General features: G+C 63.5%; 17 protein-coding genes. 7 read left to right on the plus strand and 10 right to left on the minus strand.

Annotated elements, in window-relative coordinates; all coding sequences use genetic code 11:
- Positions 1-40 precede the first annotated feature (40 nt).
- On the plus strand, positions 41-439 hold the full coding sequence (locus tag QO259_RS13855; protein WP_285950403.1) for a nucleotidyltransferase domain-containing protein: 399 nt from the start codon (positions 41-43) through the stop codon (positions 437-439).
- Positions 432-857, plus strand: a complete 426-nt coding sequence (gene hepT / locus QO259_RS13860) for a type VII toxin-antitoxin system HepT family RNase toxin (protein WP_285950404.1) — start codon at positions 432-434, stop codon at positions 855-857. The genes QO259_RS13855 and hepT overlap by 8 nt, the downstream gene beginning before the upstream one ends.
- 25 nt (positions 858-882) lie before the next feature.
- Here hepT and QO259_RS13865 read toward each other — a convergent pair whose 3' ends face one another.
- A complete protein-coding gene (locus tag QO259_RS13865) occupies positions 883-1,689 on the minus strand; it encodes an NAD(P)H-dependent oxidoreductase (RefSeq protein ID WP_285950405.1) in 807 nt (268 codons plus the stop codon).
- A 256-nt stretch (positions 1,690-1,945) separates the two neighbouring features.
- Here QO259_RS13865 and QO259_RS13870 point away from each other — a divergent pair, with 256 nt between their 5' ends.
- Positions 1,946-2,905 (plus strand): LysR family transcriptional regulator, encoded by a 960-nt coding sequence (locus QO259_RS13870; RefSeq protein ID WP_285950406.1) that lies wholly within the window; start codon positions 1,946-1,948, stop codon positions 2,903-2,905.
- A gap of 34 nt (positions 2,906-2,939) precedes the next feature.
- Here QO259_RS13870 and QO259_RS13875 read toward each other — a convergent pair whose 3' ends face one another.
- The 7 genes from QO259_RS13875 to QO259_RS13905 all read right to left on the minus strand — a co-directional run bounded on the left by QO259_RS13875 (position 2,940) and on the right by QO259_RS13905 (position 13,832).
- Positions 2,940-5,006 (minus strand): DUF4132 domain-containing protein, encoded by a 2,067-nt coding sequence (locus QO259_RS13875; RefSeq protein WP_285950407.1) that lies wholly within the window; start codon positions 5,004-5,006, stop codon positions 2,940-2,942.
- A gap of 858 nt (positions 5,007-5,864) precedes the next feature.
- The gene (gene glrR, locus QO259_RS13880; RefSeq protein WP_285952780.1) at positions 5,865-7,244 is read right to left on the minus strand and encodes a two-component system response regulator GlrR; all 1,380 of its coding nucleotides are present in this window, start codon (positions 7,242-7,244) and stop codon (positions 5,865-5,867) included.
- Positions 7,245-7,399: 155 nt separating this feature from the next.
- Entirely contained in the window at positions 7,400-7,936 is a 537-nt protein-coding gene (locus QO259_RS13885; RefSeq protein WP_285950408.1) for a hypothetical protein, read from the minus strand.
- Entirely contained in the window at positions 7,933-9,429 is a 1,497-nt protein-coding gene (locus QO259_RS13890) for a sensor histidine kinase (protein WP_285950409.1), read from the minus strand. Before QO259_RS13890 ends, QO259_RS13885 begins: the two co-directional genes overlap by 4 nt.
- Positions 9,430-10,410: 981 nt before the next feature.
- Positions 10,411-11,721, minus strand: coding sequence for an amino-acid N-acetyltransferase (argA, locus tag QO259_RS13895; RefSeq protein WP_035471346.1), 1,311 nt, complete (start codon positions 11,719-11,721; stop codon positions 10,411-10,413).
- 109 nt (positions 11,722-11,830) lie between these two features.
- On the minus strand, positions 11,831-12,997 hold the full coding sequence (locus tag QO259_RS13900; protein WP_502949112.1) for an inorganic phosphate transporter: 1,167 nt from the start codon (positions 12,995-12,997) through the stop codon (positions 11,831-11,833).
- A gap of 154 nt (positions 12,998-13,151) precedes the next feature.
- Complete coding sequence (locus QO259_RS13905; protein ID WP_207032973.1) at positions 13,152-13,832, minus strand: TIGR00153 family protein; 681 nt, start codon at positions 13,830-13,832, stop codon at positions 13,152-13,154.
- A 128-nt stretch (positions 13,833-13,960) separates the two neighbouring features.
- Here QO259_RS13905 and QO259_RS13910 point away from each other — a divergent pair, with 128 nt between their 5' ends.
- Positions 13,961-14,821: a CYTH domain-containing protein gene (locus tag QO259_RS13910; RefSeq protein ID WP_285950410.1), complete on the plus strand. Its 861-nt coding sequence runs from the start codon at positions 13,961-13,963 to the stop codon at positions 14,819-14,821.
- Between the two features lie 87 nt (positions 14,822-14,908).
- Here the strand turns inward: QO259_RS13910 and QO259_RS13915 are convergent, their stop codons facing one another.
- Together QO259_RS13915 and QO259_RS13920 are read right to left on the minus strand one after the other, a co-directional pair.
- The gene (locus QO259_RS13915; RefSeq protein WP_285950411.1) at positions 14,909-16,837 is read right to left on the minus strand and encodes a GGDEF domain-containing phosphodiesterase; all 1,929 of its coding nucleotides are present in this window, start codon (positions 16,835-16,837) and stop codon (positions 14,909-14,911) included.
- On the minus strand, positions 16,834-17,397 hold the full coding sequence (locus QO259_RS13920) for a heme NO-binding domain-containing protein (RefSeq protein WP_285950412.1): 564 nt from the start codon (positions 17,395-17,397) through the stop codon (positions 16,834-16,836). Before QO259_RS13920 ends, QO259_RS13915 begins: the two co-directional genes overlap by 4 nt.
- A gap of 214 nt (positions 17,398-17,611) precedes the next feature.
- On the opposite strand from QO259_RS13920, the gene QO259_RS13925 reads away from it, so the two are divergent.
- The 3 genes from QO259_RS13925 to QO259_RS13935 all read left to right on the plus strand — a co-directional run bounded on the left by QO259_RS13925 (position 17,612) and on the right by QO259_RS13935 (position 21,293).
- Positions 17,612-18,481 carry an ion transporter gene (locus QO259_RS13925; protein WP_207032977.1) on the plus strand — a complete coding sequence of 290 codons (870 nt, stop codon included), beginning with the start codon at positions 17,612-17,614 and terminating at the stop codon, positions 18,479-18,481.
- Between the two features lie 88 nt (positions 18,482-18,569).
- On the plus strand, positions 18,570-20,258 hold the full coding sequence (locus tag QO259_RS13930; RefSeq protein WP_285950413.1) for a methyl-accepting chemotaxis protein: 1,689 nt from the start codon (positions 18,570-18,572) through the stop codon (positions 20,256-20,258).
- 246 nt (positions 20,259-20,504) lie between these two features.
- Positions 20,505-21,293, plus strand: a complete 789-nt coding sequence (locus QO259_RS13935) for an HAD family acid phosphatase (protein ID WP_285950414.1) — start codon at positions 20,505-20,507, stop codon at positions 21,291-21,293.
- Positions 21,294-21,417: the final 124 nt, after the last annotated feature.

The following is a 21,417-nucleotide window of genomic DNA, read 5'->3' on the forward strand; positions in this document are numbered from 1 at the left end:
GTGCCATAATGCCCATTATCGACCGCACGAGGGCGCCACAATGCCGGAAGACCCCACCCTAGGACGCCTCGTTGACCTGGCCAGGCAGCGCAATGATCTGGCCGCGTTGTGGCTGTATGGCTCGCGAGCCAGGGAGAGCCATCAGGCAGGGAGTGATTACGATCTGGCCGTCGTGTTTATCGATTGGATGGAGCCAGCGTTAGATCGCAGACTTCGACCCGAATTACTGGCTCTGGATTGGCAGGATGTACTGGGGCTACCCGAAGCGCAGTTGAGTGTCATCGATCTGGCCATTGCCCCCATTCCGCTGGCCTGGACCGTGCTCAGCGAGGGCCGCTTGCTGCTGGATCTGCATCCGCAACTTCGCATGCAGCAGGAAACCCGTATCATGTCCCGTTGGGAACTGGATTATCTTCACCAGCGGAAGCGACATGGCTGATACACATCCCGGCACCGCTTATCTCGATGCCTTGGGCGACCACCTGAACGAGTGCCAGGCCGATATCGATGTCCTGCGTGACATTTCAAGGCAGCGCCCGTGGTCGCGTCTGGAACAGCATGCCGCGGCGAGAACGCTTCAGGTCCTTATCGAGAGCTGCATTGGCGTGGCCAAACACTGGGCGAGACAGCAAACCGGCCACACCAGTGGCGAAGCGATAACGGCCTTTCAGCGCTTGATGGACAAAGGCGTCATCGATACGACGACCCCGTGGCGCAAGATCATCGGGCTTCGCAACGTGCTGGTACACGATTACCTGAAGGTCGATGATGAAATCGTTCGCGACGTCATCGAGCAGGATCACTACCTGGCACTGCTGGCTTTTTCACGTGACGCCATTGAGGCATTGAGGCATTGAGACGATAGTCACGCTCTCGAGTCGGCTATACCGGGCGCTGCCCCGGGTCACCCGGCTGCAGCAGATGAATCCGCGTACCTCCCTCCCCCTTCCCTAGCCCCGGCTTGAGGCGCTGCTCGCCGTCGTAATGGCCGCCGTTCTGGCGTCGGTAGGCGATCGGCGCATCGCTGAACAGCCCCGCCAGGCGCCGCTCGAGATCCGCTGCGACCTGCTGCCAGCCGGCCTCGTCCAGACGGTCGCTTGAATAGACCGGAAACGGCGGCATGACCGTCAGCCCGGGATAGAACAGCGTGCCGTGGTGAATCGGCCACAGAATCTCCTCCAGGCTGCCGTTGACGCCGCGCTCGCTGTAGTGCGGCGCGCGCCCGCCGATCGGCACCATCAGCATGGCGCGGCGCCCGGCCAGCATGCCCTCGCCGTAGCGGTCACCCCAGCGCTCGCCGCCATGCTCCCCCACGCCATAGGCGAAGCCGAAGGCGAAGACCCGGTCGACCCAGCCCTTGAGGATCGCCGGCATGCCGAACCACCACAGCGGAAAGCTGAACAGCACCGCATCGGCCCATAGGAGCTTTTGCTGCTCGGCGGCGATATCCGTCGTCTGCGTATCGTTGGCGTAAGCGTGGCGGGACTCGGCGATATAGCGCAGCCGCTCGGCATCGAACGTCTCGGTGAAATCCTCGCGGTCGGCGAGTGTCTTCCAGCGCATGGCGTAGAGGTCGGAGACCTGCACCTCGTGCCCCTGGGCTTCGAGGGTAGCCACTGCCAGGTCTTTCAGCGCGCTGGTCAGCGACTGCGGTTCGGGGTGGGCGTGGATGATCAGGATATGGGACATGCCGGCTCCTTGGGAAACGCTGCATAAATGCCTGCGCGAGCGAATCGCTGCGTTGCGTGGTACTCGAACACTCACCTAACCCCATGTTATGTCTCGTGTTCTGTGTTCCATGCGCCTTGCGCTTCATCTCGCTCGTCGATTTATTCAGCATTTCCCTTGTCGGTGGTCGTTCCGCGGGTGTGCGGGGTCGATCACGATCTTGACGCCGGCTCTGGTATCTTTGAAATCGGATATTTTATGACCAGGTATAAATTCAATGGATATCGAGCGGTTGGACCTCAATCTGCTGGTGACTCTCGACACCTTGCTAGCGGAGCGTAACGTCAGCCGCGCCGCCCAGCGCCTGCACCTGAGCCAGCCGGCGATCTCCACTCGCCTGACCCGGCTGCGCGAGCTGCTGGGTGACCCACTGCTACTGCCCGCCCCGCGCGGCATGATCCCGACCCAGCGCGCGCTGGAGCTACAAGCGCCGCTGCACGCCGCGCTAGAGAGCGTGCGCCAGGTGGTGGCCAGCACCAGCCCCTTCGATCCGGCCACCGCCCGCGCCACGGTGACCCTCGCCGCCAGCGACTACGTGCAGTACGCGGTGCTGCTGCCACTGGCCCTGGCGCTGAGCCAAGAGGCCCCGGGGCTGACGATCGCCTGGCGCACGCTGGACCATGCCGCGCTGGCGGCGCAGATGGCCCGCGGCGAGGTCGACCTGGCGCTGACGATGCCAGAGATCGCCCCGGAGACCCTGCGCATGCGCAGGCTCTACCACGAGCACTACGTGGCGATCGCCCGCGCCGGTCACCCCGGGGTGGGCGGGGCGCTCGATCTCGAGACCTTCTGCGCGCTGGCGCACGTCATCGTCTCGCCCCAGGGTGGTGGCTTCCGCGGGCCGGTGGACGACGCCCTGGCGGCGATCGGCCGACACCGCCGTGTGGCGCTCTCGGCGCCGGGGTTTCTGGTCGTGCCGGAGATCGTCGCGCGCAGCGAGCTGCTCGCCCTGGTGCCCTCGCGGGTCGCCGCCGGGCGAGCCGAACAACTGCAGCGGCTGGCGCCACCGCTGATCGTGCCCGGCTTCGACATGGCCCTGCTGTGGCACGAGCGCACCACCACTCATCCGCTACAGCGCTGGCTGCGTCAGCGCCTCGCGGATCTGGTGCAAGCTGGCTCAGGGCAGCAGGCAGCGTCGGCTGGGTCGGAGAAAAGTGTAGACAACGATAGAACATAATACGTCGCGCAATAGCTGATGCTGAAGCAGCACCTCACTTCACCTGTTCCCTGATAACCATCAGAATCATGACAATTCTTTCAAGAAGGGCTTCGTCATAAGGCAACCACGGCACCTGAGCACTTCTGGGCTGATCAGGGATATTAAAATCGACTCGCTCCCCCTTATGAAAAACAACACTGGAACCGAGATGAATAGCAAAATCTTCCAAACGGACATAGTGCCCATCAAAAACTATCCGGGCATCATACCCCTCAAACAGTTTTTCTAATGCATCACGCCTAAGCTGAGTCATTGCAGACGCAGTGCGCCCATGCGCAAGAAACATAGCCGCAGATTCGCGACGCGTGCGCTCCGCCGGAGATAATGATACAGAAGCTTTCTCCGCAATAGTCGCGACACTGACCAAGAGATCAACGCAACGGAGCATTTCAGAGGCCAATCGCGTTGGAATTTCCACAAATGAAATGGGTCTAAATCCACTGTGGGTGCTTTCAAAGAGCTTAAGCATTTTAATCTCGACAACCCCCGTGGAGCCCGGCACGACTCTATCGCTAAGTTCTAGAACAAGACGCAATGGCCCAAATAAACGGTAATAACAACCATCACGATCATTGACCCATCCTTGCTTACGCGCCAGCCCAGCAAAAGGCTTTACCGATAACATTTGGTAGGGGTAAGGCGAGGGAGTGCTGCTATCCGGCGCGGTAAAGCACTCTCGCCAGATCTGTCGAAACGGCTGTTTCAGACGCCGTTTGACAACGTAGTGTTGCCATGCCTGACGCTCTTCCTCATCAGCTTCAGAGGGATGCCAAAGGTCGACCATTGCTGTGTCTGGAAAAGGCTCCACACACTTCCCACTTGAATCAAGGCACTCGATCCCAAAGACTTCATCTTCGTGAAAGCGGGGAATAAAAGAGACAGTTTTCTTCTGATTTATCGTTACGCGCCAGACCAGCGACTCGAACAACGACAAGACCCCTGGATAACGCTGACTCAGATAGCGCCAGTGATCAAACGTAAAGCGATTGCTCGTATAGAAAGAGCCTTCGAGTGCATTGATCAAAGTGGCTCTCTGTGTTCGATTCAGTTTCTTATGAGCTGCGATGCGTAGCGCGCGCTCTGGCCAAAAAGGCAACTCCCGTTCTGCGGCACCCAACTCGCGGCGCAAACGCTTGGCAAGAGCTGCATGCCTGACGACACGGTTCGCCTCACGCAATGCCGTGATGGCCTCAGGAGTGGGGAAAGTCGCTATAGCTTTGGCCAGACCGAATGCCAGCGCCTGAGAAGGAGCGGTCTTAGCCGAAGTAGGCGCAACACTTGCATCTGGCAGCAGGCGCATCATCACAGCGTGCCCCCACTCTTCGTCTCGTCTTAAAGCGTAACGACTCGCCCGATCAAGAGCAGCTATCTCGGCTCCGTCGAAAGCTCCATCAGCACGATAGGGAAGAGCCCCATTATGAATTTCTGTTAGCCGTTGCGCTGCGACTTGCAGGGCTTTCTTCGCAAAGCCCCCGTAACCCGGGCACTGCTCGATCACATCCCAAAGAGGATCTCGTGCGGGTATGATTTGAGTGTCATCGACATCATCATCTAGGAACAAGCCTGCCCAATCCAACTTCGTCCCAACAGGCCAAGAGCAAACCAAACCAAATTCATCACTAAATATCGGCGAAGATGAAGAAAAATCTTTACCAAAAGACTGCACTTTACCAATATTCTCTGGCAAAAGGCAGCCTGTAATAGCCAACCTAATATAAACCTCTTTCCAAGAAGGAGTTGCCGATCTGGTGACATCATTATTCAGAAGTTGCAAAAGCACATCTTGCAAAATATGGACGGCTGGATCAGTACAGCGCTGAAGAAAACGAATCACATTTGACACTAGGCTGGCGCGAAGTCTCTTACCAGACTTTCCCGATGCACAAGACAAAAGCGATGACAACCGCTCCAAGCACAATTCGGGGGTCAGGGGGAAAGCACGTTGCCGGTCGATAAAAAATAACGTATCGATCATCACCAGCAATTCTGGAGCATCCCCTTTGCTATCGCCAGCTAGACGAAGCTCTCGAAGCTCGAACAGTGTTCTCCCTGATAGCACTAGTAGCTCGTGCAGCTCATCATTAGTTAATCTGTTGATCTCTTGTGTCGTCAGGCAATGACTCACCTCAAGGTGAGACAGAGCGCGCCGGCACCGGCTAAAGGGTGTGATTGAGCTAACCAATGCATCGCCTCCCATATTGACTTCGCTACCGAACGCCCTATCCAACGAAAAAGTTACGCTGAAAATCAAATTACGCAATTAGGCAGCAAATGACTCGCCATATTATACTAACCTCACACGACTTCCCTACCAATTTCGCGCCAACCAACATCAACTCATAGTGGCCTGACAATCGCACGGGAGTTGAAAGCATTAGCCATTGGTCGTTATAGCGATGAATTGAGTCGAGTGATAGTCAAGATGTGATTGCTGGCCAGCGCCTCGTCGTCGAAGAGGACGAGAGCAAACGAGTCAACCGCACCTTTGAGCGTAATTTTCTGAATCCAGAAGTCGCTTGTATTCAGACCTTCGAAACAATCACGATCAGTCGTGGTTTAGATCATCGTAGCACCGATTGCCTATGACCGCCGAGCGACCCTTGAACGCGGTGGTAAAAACTTCTGTGTAAAAGTTGGCATAGTGACTCGCCAGGGTCATCTGATCGAATTTAATGTGCTCGTTGTCGTGATAGGTGGTCGTGAAAAGCAGTGTGTCGTCTTCATCGTCGATATAAAACCGGCTTGGGCATGAACTAGCTGTAATCTCTCTGTAGACTGTTCATCGGGGGCCTACTGAGAGATCACAGACAGCCACTCGATTGACAGCTAGAGCTGCACTAAAACAAGCGATTTCAAAAGCGTGCCGACATTCACCGGCAGGTCTCTGCGTGAAAGGCAACGACACATCCATCGTCACTCAACTCGTAGTATCGGGCATCGCGCTGGGCTTGAAGGCGCCGGGGTCGAGTTCGTGGCGGGCCAGCAGCTTGTAGAAGTCGGTGCGGTTGCGCCCGGCGATACGCGCCGCCTGGGTGACATTGCCCTCGGTGATCTTGAGCACCTTGATCAGATAGCTGCGCTCGAACCCGGCGCGCGCTTCGCTGAACGAGGGCAGCGCGTTCTCCTCCGCCGCCAGCGCCTGGGAGACCAGCGCTTCGGGGATCATCGGCGTGCTGGTCAGCGCCACGCACTGCTCGACCACGTTGACCAGTTGGCGCACGTTGCCGGGCCAGGCGCTGGAGGCGAGCAGGTTGAGCGCCTCCGGCGAGAAGCCCTTGACGAACGATTTATGCCGGGCGGCGACCTGGGCCACCATATGCTTGGCCAGCAGCGGGATGTCCTCGGCGCGCTCCTTGAGCGGCGGCAGCTTGAGATTGACCACGTTGAGGCGGTAGTAGAGATCCTCGCGGAAGTCGCCTTCGTGCATGGCGCGGTCGAGATCGCGGTGGGTCGCCGAGATGATGCGCACGTCGATCGGCACCGACTTGGTGCTGCCCAGCGGGCGGATCTGGCGCTCCTGCAGCGCACGCAGCAGCTTGACCTGCAGGGTCAGCGGCATGTCGCCGATCTCGTCGAGGAACAGGGTGCCGCCGTCGGCGGCCAGGAACAGCCCTTCGTGCTGGCTGACCGCGCCGGTGAAGGCGCCGCGGGCGTGGCCGAACAGCTCGCTCTCGAGCAGCTGCTCCGGCAGCGCGCCGCAGTTGATCGCCACGAACGGCTTGTCGGCACGCGGGCTGGCCTGGTGCATGGCGTTGGCCAGCAGCTCCTTGCCGGTCCCGCTGGGGCCGGTCACCAGCACGCTGACATCGGAGGCGGCGACCATGTAGGCCTGCTCCAGGATGCGCTCCATCTGCGGGCTGCGGGTGATGATCTGGGAGCGCCACATCTCGCCGCCCTCGCCGCGGGTGGTCGGCGTCTGCGCCAGCGCTTCGTCGATGGCGGCGAACAGCTCGTTACGGTCGACCGGCTTGGTCAGGAAGCTGAACACCCCCTGCTGGGTGGCGCTCACCGCATCGGGGATCGAGCCATGGGCGGTGAGAATGATCACCGGCATGCCGGGCACCCGGCGCTGCAGTTCATGGAACAGCGCCAGCCCATCCATCTCGTCCATGCGCAGATCGGAGAGCACCAGATCCGGGGTGTCGTCGGCCAGGTGGCTGAGCGCGGCGCGGCCACTCTCGGCGGTGGTGACCCGAAAGCCACGGCTCTCCAGGCGCATGCCCAGCAGCTTGAGCAGGCTGGGGTCGTCGTCGACCAGCAGGATGTGCGCGGTGCTGGTAGACCGCCCCGGCTGCATCGCGGGCGTGCGCGTCGGGCGGCGCTTGGTGACGTCGGTTTGCAAAGACATGAATGGACTCCTCCTGCCATCGCGCGGCCTGTCATCGAGACAGACCGGTCACGTTCGGTGTGACGGGACCGCGCGGGGTCTGAGCCGCCGCGCGAGCCGATGGCTCAGTCGCGTGAGTTGATCGTTCTTTCGATATCGGTGAGCGCGTCGAGCTTGTCCGACATCTCCTTGAGCTGCTGTTTCAGCGCTTCGTTCTCGCGCTGGAGCGCCTGATTGACGCTGCCGCCCCCGCTGCTGCCGGCGCGCTGGGCATAGAGCTGGCGGCGCTTCTCCAGCTCGTTGAGCCACTGCTGCAAGAGCGGCTGCAGGCGCGTCGGTGCACTGCTGATACTCGCCTTGTAAAGCTCGGAGGCCCGGCGCCAGTCCTGGGGGGCGTCCCACGCCAGCACCACCGCGCGTGCGGCCTTTTGATCTGCGCGCGAGCCGTCCAGCCGCTCGAGCATCATCTCGCGCCACTCGGTATCGCCGCGCTGGGCATCGAGCCCGAAGGCGACCCACGAATCGAGCAGGCAGACGTTGTCGGCAAAGGTGGGCAGCTCGCCGCAGCCCGGGGGCGGCGCGTCGGTTTCGGCCAGCGACTGGCAGCCGCTGAGCAGGGCCAGCGCGGCAAGTGCCAGCACGCCCTTCATTCGCATGTTCATGTCGTCGTCCTTGCGTCATGGGTCAGCGTGCCCGTGGAGCCGCTGACCTCGTTATCGTCGGCTGCCGGCTCGACCCAGGGCAGGGTCAGCCGGAAGCAGACCGGTAGTTCGGTATCCGCCACCAGAGCCAGATCGCCCTGCTGCAGGCGCGCGCAGTCGGCGGCGATCGAGAGCCCAATCCCCGAGCCCTTGAGTGGCCCCTTGCGCCGCGCGCTGCCCTGGTAGAACGCCTTGAACAGATGCTCGCGGTCGGCCTCGGCGATCGGTTCGCCGCTGTTGGCCACGTCGAGTGTCAGCCAGTCGCGCTGCTGGGCCAGGCGGATGGTCAGGCGGCCGCCATCCTCGCCGTAGGCGATGGCGTTGGAGATCAGGTTGTCGAGAATGCGCGCGGTGCGCTCGCGGTCGGCCTGCCAGACCAGCGGGTGGTGCGGGCTGGTCACCTGCATTCCCTTGCTGTCCAGCGCCAGGCGGTGCTTGGCCAGCACCTCCTGGATCACCGTGGCGAGATCGAAGTGGGTCACCGTCACGCAGCGGCTGTTCTGCAGCAGATTGTAGTCGAGCAGTTGCTCGATCAGGCGCTGCAGCTCCTGGCCGTTGTCGTCGATCAGCCCGACGATCTCGTCCTGACGCTCGTTGAGCTCACCGGCGACCCCGTCGGAGAGCAGCGCGGTGCCCTCGCGGATACTCGCCAGCGGGGTCTTGAGCTCGTGCGACATGTGGCGCAGGAACTGTTGTTTCTGGGCCTCCAGCTCGGAGAGCCGCTGGGCCAGCCAGGTCAGGCGCTCACCCAGCTGGACCAGCTCCGCCGGGCCCTGAATACGCACCGGCGTGGTCTCCGGCTCACCGCTGCCGAGCCCGAAGATACGCTGTTCGAGCTGGCGGATGGGGCGTGTGATCAGCCAGGTGAAGAACAGCATCAGCATCAGGCTGGCGGAGACCAGCGCCGCCGACTGCATCCACAGCCGCGCTTTCACCGCATTGGCCTGCTCGCGGATATTGGCGATGCGCTCGTCGATCAGGGTGTTGGTCGCCTCGCGCACGGCATCGGACTCGCTGGCGAAGCCGGAGAAGCGATCGAGGAAGGCATTCATATCGTCGCTGGGCATCTGCGGCAGCACCGCGAGCTGGGCATAGCGCGCCGCCAGCGACTGGAAATCGGGGTTGTCACCCATCAGCGCCCGGTGCTGGGACAGTAGTTCACCGAACTGGCGCGACTTCTCGTTGTAGATATCGCGCAGCCCTTCTTCTTCGATCACCGCGTACTGGCGCGCGCTGCGCTCCATCTGCAGCGCCAGCGAGCTGAGCATGCGCGCACGGCGGGTTTCTTCCACCGCCTGACGCGCGCTCTGGTCGGCCAGCGAGGAGAGTTGGGACAGCGCCTGGCCGGCCTGGAACATGAGGATGGCGATCGGCAGCATGACGAAGAGAAACGCCAGCAGTACCAGTTGCATCAGTGAGCGCGGGCGCCAGCGCCGGGAGAGCTCGGAAGTCATAAGCGTGGCTCTGTGCAGGAGGCCCATTCGAGTCATGGATCGTTCCGCAAGGATAACATTTTTATTGAATGCCCATGCGGCGACGCAGGCGCCCCACCGCGGCCTTACCGGCCGCAAGCTGCTGGCAGCCGTGAAAAATCTAGTAGCTGCATAGAACCCAACAGCCGCAAAAAAAGAGGGCCGGCAGAGCCGGCCCAAGGTACGCAGGGAACTGAAGGGTTACTGGAACGCCCTTGAAAAACTGCCTGAATCAGCTGTTCGAAGGCGTACCGCGGGCCGCGAGGCCCCTGGAACCGCAATCACGACATTGGCCAATCAGGGGCTGTCGTGGCGCGTGGCGGCGAACCGCCTGTCCCAGTCCTGAACCGGTCGCCGTAGCGGCCGGTCATCATGGGTCCCCTCGCAGGAGGGGGAAGGCATCCTTGCCGGGGCATCCTTGCCCTAAAGGTGCATTTCCTTGCCCGCAGGCCGCACCCGTCTCATCGCAACCTAAGTCACACATCGCGTGGAGCGGACGCTCTCGAGCTCACCGGGCCCGGCACAGGGTGATGATGGGCCGCGGCGAGACTCGATGAGACAAGCTCGGAAGACTCGTCTCGTCGCTCTCGGGAAATGATATTGCCAGGGGCGTGCCAGTTTTTTATTTTTTATTGAAAATCAAATACTTATTATTGGCACACATGACCAGGGTACGGCCCGGGGACGGCCGGCGGCGAAAATCATGCAGATGGGCAAGGAAAAACGTCGCCGATAGCCGACGCTTTTCTGAATATTTACCTAAAACTCAGCTTTATCAATAGGATATGAAGTCTCAAAAAAGAGACAGCCCCGGCCGGAACCGGGGCTGAAAGGTGTCTCTTTCCAGCGACTACAACGACGCCTGTAGCGATCTCAACACGTCTGTGGCGACCTCAACACGCCTTTAGCGACTGCAACGACGCCTGTAGCGACTCACGACGCCTGTAGCCACTCGGGCAGTGTCTATAGCGACTTCAGCAGCACCTTGGAGCGTCGCGCCTGATTGTAGGCCTCGCGCTTGAGGCTCGGCAGCGACTCGGTGGTGGAGAGTTCGAAGCCACGCTCGAAAAACCAGTGCGTGGTGTGGGTCGTCAGGGCGAAGAGCTGGGTGAAGCCGTGGCGCCGGGCGCGGCGCTCGACCTCGCTGAGCAGGGTGTCGCCGCGGCTGCCGCGGCGGTAGTCGGTGTGTACGGCAAGACACGCAAGCTCCCCCATCGCCGCGTCGGGAAAGCGATGCAGCGCGGCGCAGCCGATGATCATGCCGTCGCGTTCGATCACCACGTAGTCGTCGATCTCGTGCTCGAGCCGCTCGCGGGTCCGCGCCACCAGCATGCCGCGCGCCTCCAGCGGCTTGAGCAGCGCCAGCAGCCCGCCAACGTCGTCGAGCACCGCCTGGCGCAGCTGCTCGTAGCGGTTCTGGGTGATCATCGTGCCCACACCGTCACGGGTGAAGAGCTCACCCAGCAGAGCGTCGTGATCATGCCAGGAGAGCAGGTGGGTACGCGCCACGCCGTGGCGCGCCGCCTCGCAGGCGGCGCCGAGATGCCGCCACAGCTCGCTGCCGGGGTCGGCCTGCTGGCGCAGGCTCTCGCCCTGGGCCGGGCCGAGCTGGCGCTGCAGCCGGCCGTCGTCGTCATGCAGCCCGGCCGACTCGCCGAGCAGAATCAGCTTGTCGGCCTTCAGCGCCACGGCCACGTGCTGGGCGATATCGGCGGCGTCGAGATCGAACACCTCACCGGTACGCGAGTAGCCCAGCGGCGGCAGGATCACTAGATTCCCCCCGGCAAGCAGGCTCTCGATCGCCTGGCTGCGCACCCGCCGCACCTCGCCGCTGTGGTCGAAGTCGATGCCACCGCGCACGCCCAGCGGCTTGGCGGTGACCAGATTACCAGAGACCGCGGTGAGCTCGACCCCGTGCAGCGGCGTGTTGGGCAGCCCCAGCGAGAGATGCGCTTCGATGTCCAGGCGCTGGCGCGCGGCGATCCGCTCGACATGGTCCATGATGCCGCGGTGCGCCACCCAGCGCCCCTCGACCCGCTCCACCTCGATACCCTCGGCCTCCAGCGCCGCGCTCACCTGCGGGCGGATGCCGTAGACCAGCACCAGGCGCACCCCCAGGGTGTGCAGCAGCGCCAGATCCTGCAGCAGTTGGTCCCAGCGCGACGACGCCATCGCCGCGCCTTCGATCAGGATGACGAACGTCTTGCCGCGGTGGGCATTGATATAAGGGGACGAGTTACGGAACCAGTCGACGAAGGGGAAACGCGAATCCAATGGAGAGACGCTCCGGCAAGTGGGTTGGCTCGGGGGATCGAGCCATCACTATACCAGAGCGTCGTGCCCGCGCGTCGGCGCTGAGGCAGGTTTGGATGACGTCCTAAATTTAACCGAACATTCCCTTGAACATGAAAAAGAACATGATCGACAGCAGCGCCCCGGCGGGCAGCGTGATCAGCCACGAGAGCACGATCGAGCCAAGCACACGCAGGTTGAGCGCTGCCATACCGCGGGCCAGACCGACCCCGAGCACCGCGCCGACCAGCGTGTGCGTGGTCGAGATCGGCAGCCCGGTGCCCGAGGCCAGTACCACGGTGGAAGCGGCGGAGAGCGTGGCGGCAAAGCCCCGGCTCGGGGTGAGTTCGGTGATCCCGGTCCCCACCGTGGCGATCACCTTGTGGCCGTAAGTGACCAGGCCGACCACGATACCGCCGCCGCCCAGCACCAGAACCCACCACGGCATCGCCGACGACCCGCCGACGCTGCCGGCGCTCTCGACCACGCTGATCACCGCGGCCAGCGGGCCGACCGCGTTGGCGACGTCGTTGGAGCCGTGGGCGAAGGCCATGGCGCAGGCGGTGAACATCATCAGCACGCCGAAGATGCGCTCGACGCTGGAGAAGTCGTACTGCCCGCGCGAGCGCCGCTCGCCGCGGTTGATGCGGTTCTCGAGCAGCAGCCCGAACATCATGATCACCACGCCGAAGGCGGTGGCCAGCAGCAGGCTCTCGCCGAAGCTCAGTTCGAGCCCGACATGCGAGAGCCCCTTGACCAGGGTCACCATCGAGACGATGAAACCGACCAGGAAGATATAGCCAGGCACGTAGCGCTTGGCCGCAGCGAACGGGTCGGGGTTGTCGAAGATCAGCACCTGCACCGAGCGGAACAGCACATAGGCGAACACCCCGGCGATCAGCGGTGAGGTGACCCAGCTCAGGGCGATGGTGCCGACTGCGTTCCAGTGCACCGAATCCACGCCCAGCCCGGCGATGGCGAAGCCAACGATGGCGCCGACGATCGAGTGGGTGGTGGAGACCGGCCAGCCCTTGAGTGAGGCGATCATCAACCAAGACCCCGCCGCCAGCAGCGAGGCGAGCATGCCGTAGACCAGCATCTGCGGGTCCTGCTGCAGCAGGCTGGCGTCGATGATGCCCTTGCGGATGGTCTCGGTGACCTGGCCACCGGCAAGCCAGGCGCCCAGGAACTCGAAGATCACCGCAATGACGATGGCCTGCCGAATCGTGATCGCCTTGGAACCGACCGAGGTCCCCATGGCATTGGCGACGTCGTTGGCGCCGACCCCCAGGCCATGAAGAAGCCGAAGACACAGGCGAGAATGATGAAGACATCACCGTATTGCGCAATGATGGACATAGGCTCAGTTCGCTATGAGTGGCGTGACGAAGGCGTAAAAAGAAGACCCGCGATCAGCGGGCCGTCAGAATCTGCAGGCGGCTACCCACGCGCTCGGCGCGGTCGGACAGCTCGCCGATCCATTCGATGATCTTGTAGAGGAAGATGACGTCGACCGGGGGCAGCTCGGCTTCGAGCTGGAACAGCTGGCGACGGATCGCGATCTGCTGGTCGTCGGCCTGGTGCTCGAGCTCGTGCAGTTCGCGGATGAGATTTTGCATCACGTCGGAGACGTTGCGGCCGAACCCGGACTCGAGCAGGTCCTCGAGCTCCTCCAGCGCCTTGCGCGCCTGGTCCACCGTGGCCACCGCCGTGCGCAGGTAGTCGCGCATCGGCTCGGCCAGCAGGTCGGGGATATTCATGTTGCGGCCGAGCATGATGCCGGTGATATCGCGCGCCTTGTTGGCGATCTTGTCCTGCACGCTGATCAGTTCGAGCAGATCCGAACGCGATACCGGCAGGAACATGGTGTTGGGCAGGTTGAGCCGCAGTTGGGTCTTGAGCTCGTCCGCCTCGTGCTCGAGCTGGGTGATCGCCTCGCGGTAGCCCCGCGCCGCTTCCCAATCGCCGCTGAGCGCCGCGTCGAAGAACGGCAGAAGCTGACCGGCGCATTCGCTGGTCTTGACGATGTGGGCCAACAGCGGCTGGAACGGCGAACGTCCAAACAGCGCCGAGAACGGATTGGTACTCACCATAACGTGGCCTGGATGCGTTGGAAGTGGCGGCGCCAGTATAATGATTGCGTCTCGGGGCGTCATGAAAAATTCATGAACGCGACACGCAGGCTTACGCTTTGTACCTTCAGACCCATGCGGGAGCGCACATGAGCGACGAAATCGAACTCAAACTGGCGCTCGCCGAGTCCGCGCCGGCAGCGCTGGCGGCGCATCCGCTGCTCTCGACGCTGGCCTCGGCCACGAATACGCTCGGCAACTGCTACTACGATACCCCGGACGGCGCCCTGGAAGCCGCCCGGGTCGCGCTGCGCGTACGCCGGATCGGCGATAAGCGCGTGCAGACGCTCAAGAGCGCCGCCGCCAGCCACGGCGGCCTGTCGAGCCGCGGCGAGTGGGAGTGGCCGCTCGGCGAGCGCGTCTGCAACGCCGTGGGGCTCGACGAGACCGGGCTGCGCGAGCTCGAGCATCCTGCCCTGGCCGGGGTCGATCTGACGCAGCTGCGCCCGGCCTTCACCACCGACTTCGAGCGCCGCACCTGGCGCTTCCGTGAGGGCGAGGCGGAGATCGAGATCGCCCTCGATCAGGGCGAGATCCACGCCGATGGCGCGACTCTGCCGATCCGCGAGCTGGAGCTGGAGCTGAAGGCGGGGCCGCCCGAGGCGCTGTGGCGGCTGGCGGACACGCTGTGCCAGCCGGTCGGTGCCGGTGGCACGCCGCTCGCTGCACGCCCCGCCAATCACAGCAAGGCGAGCCGCGCCGGCGCCCTACGCCACGGCTGGCCGCGGCCGCCGGCACACGCGCCCGAGGCGAGCCTGGATACGCTGATCGAGGCGCTGGACGTGTGGCAGGACAGCGGCGACCCGGCCTGGCTGCGCTGCGCCCAGACGCGCCTGGCCGCCCTCGCCACCCAGAGCTCACACCCGGCACTGGCAGCCCTGTCGACGCCCCTGAGCGGCGGCGAGATGCCGTGGGAGAGCACGGCGTGGCTGACGTTACGCAGTCGGTGAAAGTTCACCTGGCGTGTGAAGGCAAAGGCGGCCTGTGAAGGCAAAGATGGCGTGTGAAATAAAAGAGAAGCGTGCCAGCGCCGCGTCTCAGCGCGTTGCCACCGCCGGCGGGTCGTCGGAAGGCACCAGCGGCAGTGGCAGCTCGAACTGCTTGATCAACTGCGCCATCGGCATCGGCCGGGCGTAGAAGAAGCCCTGGATATCGCGCACGCCCCACTGGCGCAGCAGCGTCACCGTCTCCCAATCCTCGACCCCTTCCACTACCACGCCGTGCTCAAGACGCTGACACAGCGCCACCACCGCCGCCAGCACATGCTGCTTGCGCGGCAGCGTGTTCACGTCGAACACCAGGCTGCGGTCGATCTTGACCGTGTCCAGCGGCAGCGAGGTGAGCTGCGCCAGCGACGAGTAACCGCTGCCAAAGTCATCCATCGCCACCTGGATACCGGCCTCGCGCATACGTTCGAGCATGCGTGAGGCGCGCACCGGGTCGCTGAGCACCGCACTCTCGGTCACCTCGACCTGCAGCCGCGACTGCGCCACACCGTGACGCGCGCAGGCGGCCAGCATCAGCTCGAGCAGCCCCGGGTCCATCAGTTGGCGCGGCGAAAGGTTGATGCTGATCAGGAAGGTCTCGCCGAAGCGTTCGCGCATGCCCGGGTCCTTGAGCACCGGCAGCGCCTGATCCATCAGCATCTCCCACAGCGGGGCGATCAGCCCGGTGCGCTCCGCCACCTCGACGAAGGCGCCCGGATTGACCAGCCCCTCTACCGGGTCCTCCAGACGCATCAGCGCCTCGAAGCCGCGCGCCGTGCCGGCGACGATGTCGACGATCGGCTGCAGGAAACAACGCACCCCGCGATTGGCCAGCGCGCCGCGGATCATCTGCTCGGCCCGCCCCTGGTGCTGCTCCCACTGGCGCAGCGACTCGCTGTAGTAGCAGCGCGTGCCGACATCCGATTGACGCGCGCTGGCCAGCGCCAGGCGCGCCTGGCGGCGCCATTCGTCGGCACTGGCGGCCTCGTGCAGGTCGACGATCGCCACTCCGCTGACGTGCGACAGCCACACCAGTCTGCTCTCTATCTCCACCGGCTCGGCGAGCAGCGCCTCGACCGGTTCGAGCACGCGGTCGAGTTCGGCCACGGCGTCGAGCTCCAACACCATGGCAAAGGTGTGCTCGGGTAGCGCGGTCAACGCGACCCTGGCAGGCAAGCGCCGGCGCAGCCGCTGTACCAGATCGCGCAGTGCGGCGATGGCGTGTTCGACACTCACGCCGTCGAACAGTTGGGCCACATTGAGCAGCTGGAACTTGACCAGCGACAGCGGCGGGCGCGGCAGAGCGTGCAGTCTCTCCTGCATCAGCAGCTCGAGATAGGCGCCGTTGGGCAGGCCAGTGAGCGGATCGGTCAGGCGCTGCTCGGTGGTGTCGCTCAGCGTCCCGGCCATGCGCAGCGCGCGGCCCTGATCGTCACGCTGACACAGCCCACGGCACAGCATCATGCGCCAGGCACCACGCGAGTTGCGCAAGCGATACTCGATATCGACCGCGTCGCTGAGCCCGTCGAGATGGCGGTAGAAGGCGCGCTCCACCGCCGAGCGATCGGAAGGATGAATCAGTGCCAGCCAGCTCTCCAAGGGCTGACGAATCTCGACGGCGTCCTGACCCAGCATTCTGGCCCAGCGCGGTGACAAGGTGACGTACCCCGAATCGATCTCCCACTCCCACACGCCGTCGTTGGTCGCACTCAGGATCAGATTGAGGCGCTGAGTACGCTCCTCGACCCGCATCTCGAGCTCGCGCCGGGTCTGTTCCAGCTCGCCAATGGTGCGGCGCACCGCATCGAGGGTGAAGTTGTTGAGCTGGGCTAGCTTCTGAATCGCGATCTCGTCACTGTCGGTATGGACGTAGAAATCGAAGGTGCCGTCGACCGCTTGGCACAGCTGATTGCCGATGGCGTCGATCTGGGCGACCAGTACATCGCGCCACTGCGGTTCCTGCTCAGACGACGCGCTCATGCCGGGCGCTCTTCGAAGTGCATCACGAAGCGGCAGCAGGTATCGCCACGGTGCATACAGCACGCCTCCTCACACAGGCCACGCTCTTCATAGTGATCGAGCAGGCGCTGGAAAAGCGCCCGATAGAGGCCGCAGAGGCCGTTGTCCGAGCGGTACTCCACCACCAGACGGCCGGCACGCTGCTCGACGATACGGAACTTGTCGTTGACCCGCGCACGCAGCTGGGCATCGCGGATGCCGGCCCCCATGGAGGCGTGAATGGCAGGTTGGCGGGCCAGGAACGCCTGGGCCGAGTCAGCCATCTGGAAGAACATGGGGTAGTGCACCAGCGTCCACTTGACGAAGATATCGGCATACAGCGCCATCAGCGCCTCCCGATCGAGTCCCAACACCTGGCCGGCGGCCTCGAACAGGCGCAGACACTCGGCATCGTCATAATCGGTGTCGATGCGGCGCCCGGGCTCCTCGACACCGGCAGCAGCAGCGAGCTGGCGCATCGCCGCTTCGCCCTGCGTGGCTTCGATATGGTCGATCAGTACCCGTTGAATCAATCCAATCATGAACGAGGCTGCCTGAAATAGAGGACACGGTTACACTGATTTCGAGTTCGACTGGCAGCCGCAGCAATCCATGCCCGGCACAGTGACATCGCCAGTCGGCGCAAGCCGTGATATCCGGGATTATCGGCCACGGTTCGCCGAAGTTTAACGCTAGCCGGCGCACAAGGTCCCAGCGCCTGGGCCCCACTCCATCCATGCACAAGGCCTGCCCATCATGCAGTCTGGGGAATCCAATTTTCGCAAGCAGTTGTTTCAGATCATCTTCGAATCGGATACCCGTGCGGGCAAGGCCTTCGACATTGCGCTGATCACGCTGATCCTGCTCAGCGTGGTGGTGGTCTTTGTGGATAGCGTACCCCACCTGCATCAGCACTACGGCGAGTGGTTCCTGCTGGCCGAGTGGATCTTCACCCTGATCTTCACCTTCGAACTGGTGCTGCGGCTCTACTGTCTGGAGCGGCCGCTGCGCTATCTGAAAAGCTTCTACGGCGTGCTCGACCTGATCGCCATTCTGCCCACCTGGCTCAGCCTGTTCCTGCCCGGGGCCCAGTCGCTGCTGGTGCTGCGCATCCTGCGTGTGCTGCGGGTGTTCCGGGTGCTGCGGCTGATGGAGTTCGTCGGCGAAGGGCGCATGCTGATGCAGGCGCTGCGTCGCAGCCAGCGCAAGATCCTGCTGTTTCTGATCACGGTACTGCTGATCATCACCATCTTCGGCGCCCTGATCTACATGATCGAGCCGCCGGAAGCCGGCTTCACCAGCATGCCACGCTCGATGTACTGGGCCATCGTCACCCTGACCACCGTAGGCTACGGCGACATCGCCCCGGTCACGCCGGTCGGTCAGTTCATCTCCGCCTTCATGATGGTGCTGGGCTACTCGATCCTCGCGGTCCCTACCGGCGTCTTCTCGGCCGAGGTGATTCGCTCGATCCGCGAGGAGCGCTACTCCGAAGAGGCCTGCCCCGGCTGCGGCCACGAGGGCCACGAGCGCGATTCACGCTACTGCCGCCTGTGCGGTACCTGGCTCGACGAGGAGAGCGAGGATCCCAACGCACCGACGCCGGAGACATCCGCGGACGGCTGAAACCGCCACATGTTACCGTTTGTCATCGTTTTGTGACAATCATTGCACAGACTCTTCCGGGCATCGACGCTTGCCTCAGGAGCCTGTCATGAAACCCTTTCGCCTTACCCTCCGCAGCGGGCTGATCACCCTGCTTGCGATCTTCGCTCTGCTGATCGGGCTGATCGGCGGCGGCAGCTATCTCGCCATGAAACAGGCGCAGGCAGCTTTCGCCTCCGTCTACCATATCAACGTCGAGCGTCTGGGCACGGCGCGCGCGCTCTATGCCGATCTGATGCAGACCCGGGTGCTGCTCGACAGCTACCAGACCGACTACAACCGGCTCAAGGTCAAGGCCGCCAAGGCGACCTGGGCCAAGGCCGAGGAGACCCTGGCCCGCGCCCGCCAGACCCTCGACACCCTGGCCACGAGCGAGGCCGAGGACGTGGCGCTCAAGGCACACTTCCAGAAGCTGATAGACGACGGTATCCAGCCCGGTTTCGCCGCGCTCAAGAGCTGGAACCTGGCGGCCTACCAGCAAAGCGTCAAAAAGACCAACGCGCTCACCACCGATCTCGACCAGGCGCTGGACACGCTGACCGAAGTCGGTGCCACCAACGCCACCCATGGTGTCACCACCATGCAGCGCAACGTCGAGATCATGACGCTGGGACTGGCCATCGCCGGCGGCGTCACCCTGCTGCTGCTGGCGCTGGCCTTCCATAGCGTCAATCGCCATCTGCTGACCCCGCTGAGTCGGGTGCGCAAGCATCTCACCGGCATCGCCTCTGGCGACCTGGCGCAGCAACTGGCCGCCAGTGGCATGCTCGAGATGCGCCAGCTCAAGCAGGGCGTAGCGACGATGCAGGCGTCGCTGGCGGCACTGGTCGCCCAGCTGCAGCAAGAGAGCAGCGCCCTGCGCGATGACGCCGGCCGGCTGTCGCAGGCCAGCCATGCGCTCAATGACGAAAGCCAGCAGCAGGCTCAGGCGCTGCAGGAAACCTCGGCGAGCATGGAGCAGATCACCGCCTCCATCGGGCATACCGCCGAGCATACCGAGCGTGGTCGTCATCTGGCCGAGGAGAGCCGCCAGCAGCTCGAGCACAGCGGCCAGCAAATGGCCACCGCGGTGAGCGAGATGGAAGCCGCCCAGGCACGCTCCCAGTCATCGCTGGAAGTGATCGCGATGATCGATTCGCTCGCCTACCAAACCAGCATGCTGGCGCTCAACGCCTCGGTGGAAGCCGCACGTGCCGGCAGCCACGGCCGCGGCTTTGCGGTGGTCGCCGCCGAGGTGAAGAATCTCGCCTCGCGCTCCGCCGAGGCGGCGCAGACCATCCGCGAGCAGATCGAAGGCACCCACCAGCAGGTCCAGCAAGGTGCCGAGGTGCTCACTCAGGCCGGTCAGGCACTGGAGACAGCGGTCGACTCCAGCCGCCAGATGAGCCAGCTGCTCGACAGCATCACCAGCGCCTGCCAGCAGCAGCACGAGGGCATCGCTCAGATCGACCAGGCCATCGCCGAGATCGACTCGGCGACCCAACGCAACGTCGAGCTGGCAGCGCAGACCCTCGACGCCACCCGGGATATCGAAGCCCGCGCCGAGCGTCAGCGTGATAGCGTCGAGGCGTTCCGACTCGGCGCCGCTGAGGCCACGGACACCCTATCCGAACGGGAGACCGGTACCGATGGCGATATCGGAATGGCGTCCCGAACCCCGGCCAATGACCCCAGCGCCGATGAACGCCCGGCGGCACGCCGAGCGGGCGGACGCCGCCTGGAAGCGCTCTCGGTATAGGCTCGTTTAGCGGGCCGGGGTGCCTTGATCGGCCGCGGCAACCGGCACAGCGATAACCGGCGGTCGTGACCGGCAGTCGTGACCGGCAATCGTGGCCGGCGATCGCGAACGAGAAAGCACGTCACCCCGGCAAACCGCGCATGGCGCGGTTTGAAGCCTTATCGGCGCTTCTCTAAGGTAGCTGGGTCGCCCGCCCTGCGCGGGCAGAGTCGATGTCAGACATTATCGCAGTCAGGAGAACAAAAGATGACAACCCACACTCATACCCGTCGCGGCGTCGCCGGCGCCCTGCTGCTCAGCGGCCTGCTATTCGCCGCCAGTGCAACCGCACAGACGGCACCCACGGCAAGCGCCGGCGAGTGCGCACCCAAGGAGTACGCCATGGCGCTGCGCTATCAGCAGCAGTCGGCGGAGATCCAGGCGCTGCAGCGCCAGAACTATGCGCTGGCCACGATGCGCCTGGCACAGAAGATCGCCGCCCACCCCGACGCCACCAACCTGGCGATCATGACCGACCTCGATGAGACGGTGATCGACAACAGTGCGCTGCTGGTACGCGACATGCAGGCGTGTCACGACTTCACCAGTTGGGATACCTGGAAGGTATGGGAGCGCGAGGGGCATCCGCGTCTGATCCCCGGCGCCCGCGCCTTTCTCGACTATGCCAACGCCCATGGCGTGACGATCTTCTATGTCTCCGACCGCTACGACGAGAACAAGGCCGCCACCCTGGCGACGCTGAAAGCGCTGCGCCTGCCTCAGGTCAACGACGCCCAGGTGCGTCTGTTGGGGCCCTCAAAGGCGGAGCGTCGCGCCGCCATCGAGCGCGACTATCAGTTGGTGCTGCAGCTCGGCGACTCGCTGGCCGACTTCTCCGGCGACTTCCACCACGCCGACCTGGCCACCCAGAAGCGCCTGGTGGCCGAGCAGGCGGCGCACTTCGGCGACGACTGGATCATGTTCCCCAATGCCAGCTATGGCAGCTGGAGCGACGCGACCCTGGAAGCGTGGGCGGCACCGCTCGAGACGAACTGATCATACGGGCGGCCAGGCTCAGGCGGTCGCCGATCACAGTGCGCGCAACACAGCGCCCCCGCCGGGCTTTACCGGCGGGGGCGCTTTATTAGGGAATCACTGCATAAATGCCTGCACGAGCGAA

This window comes from Salinicola sp. JS01 (assembly GCF_030284585.1).
GTDB lineage: Bacteria > Pseudomonadota > Gammaproteobacteria > Pseudomonadales > Halomonadaceae > Salinicola.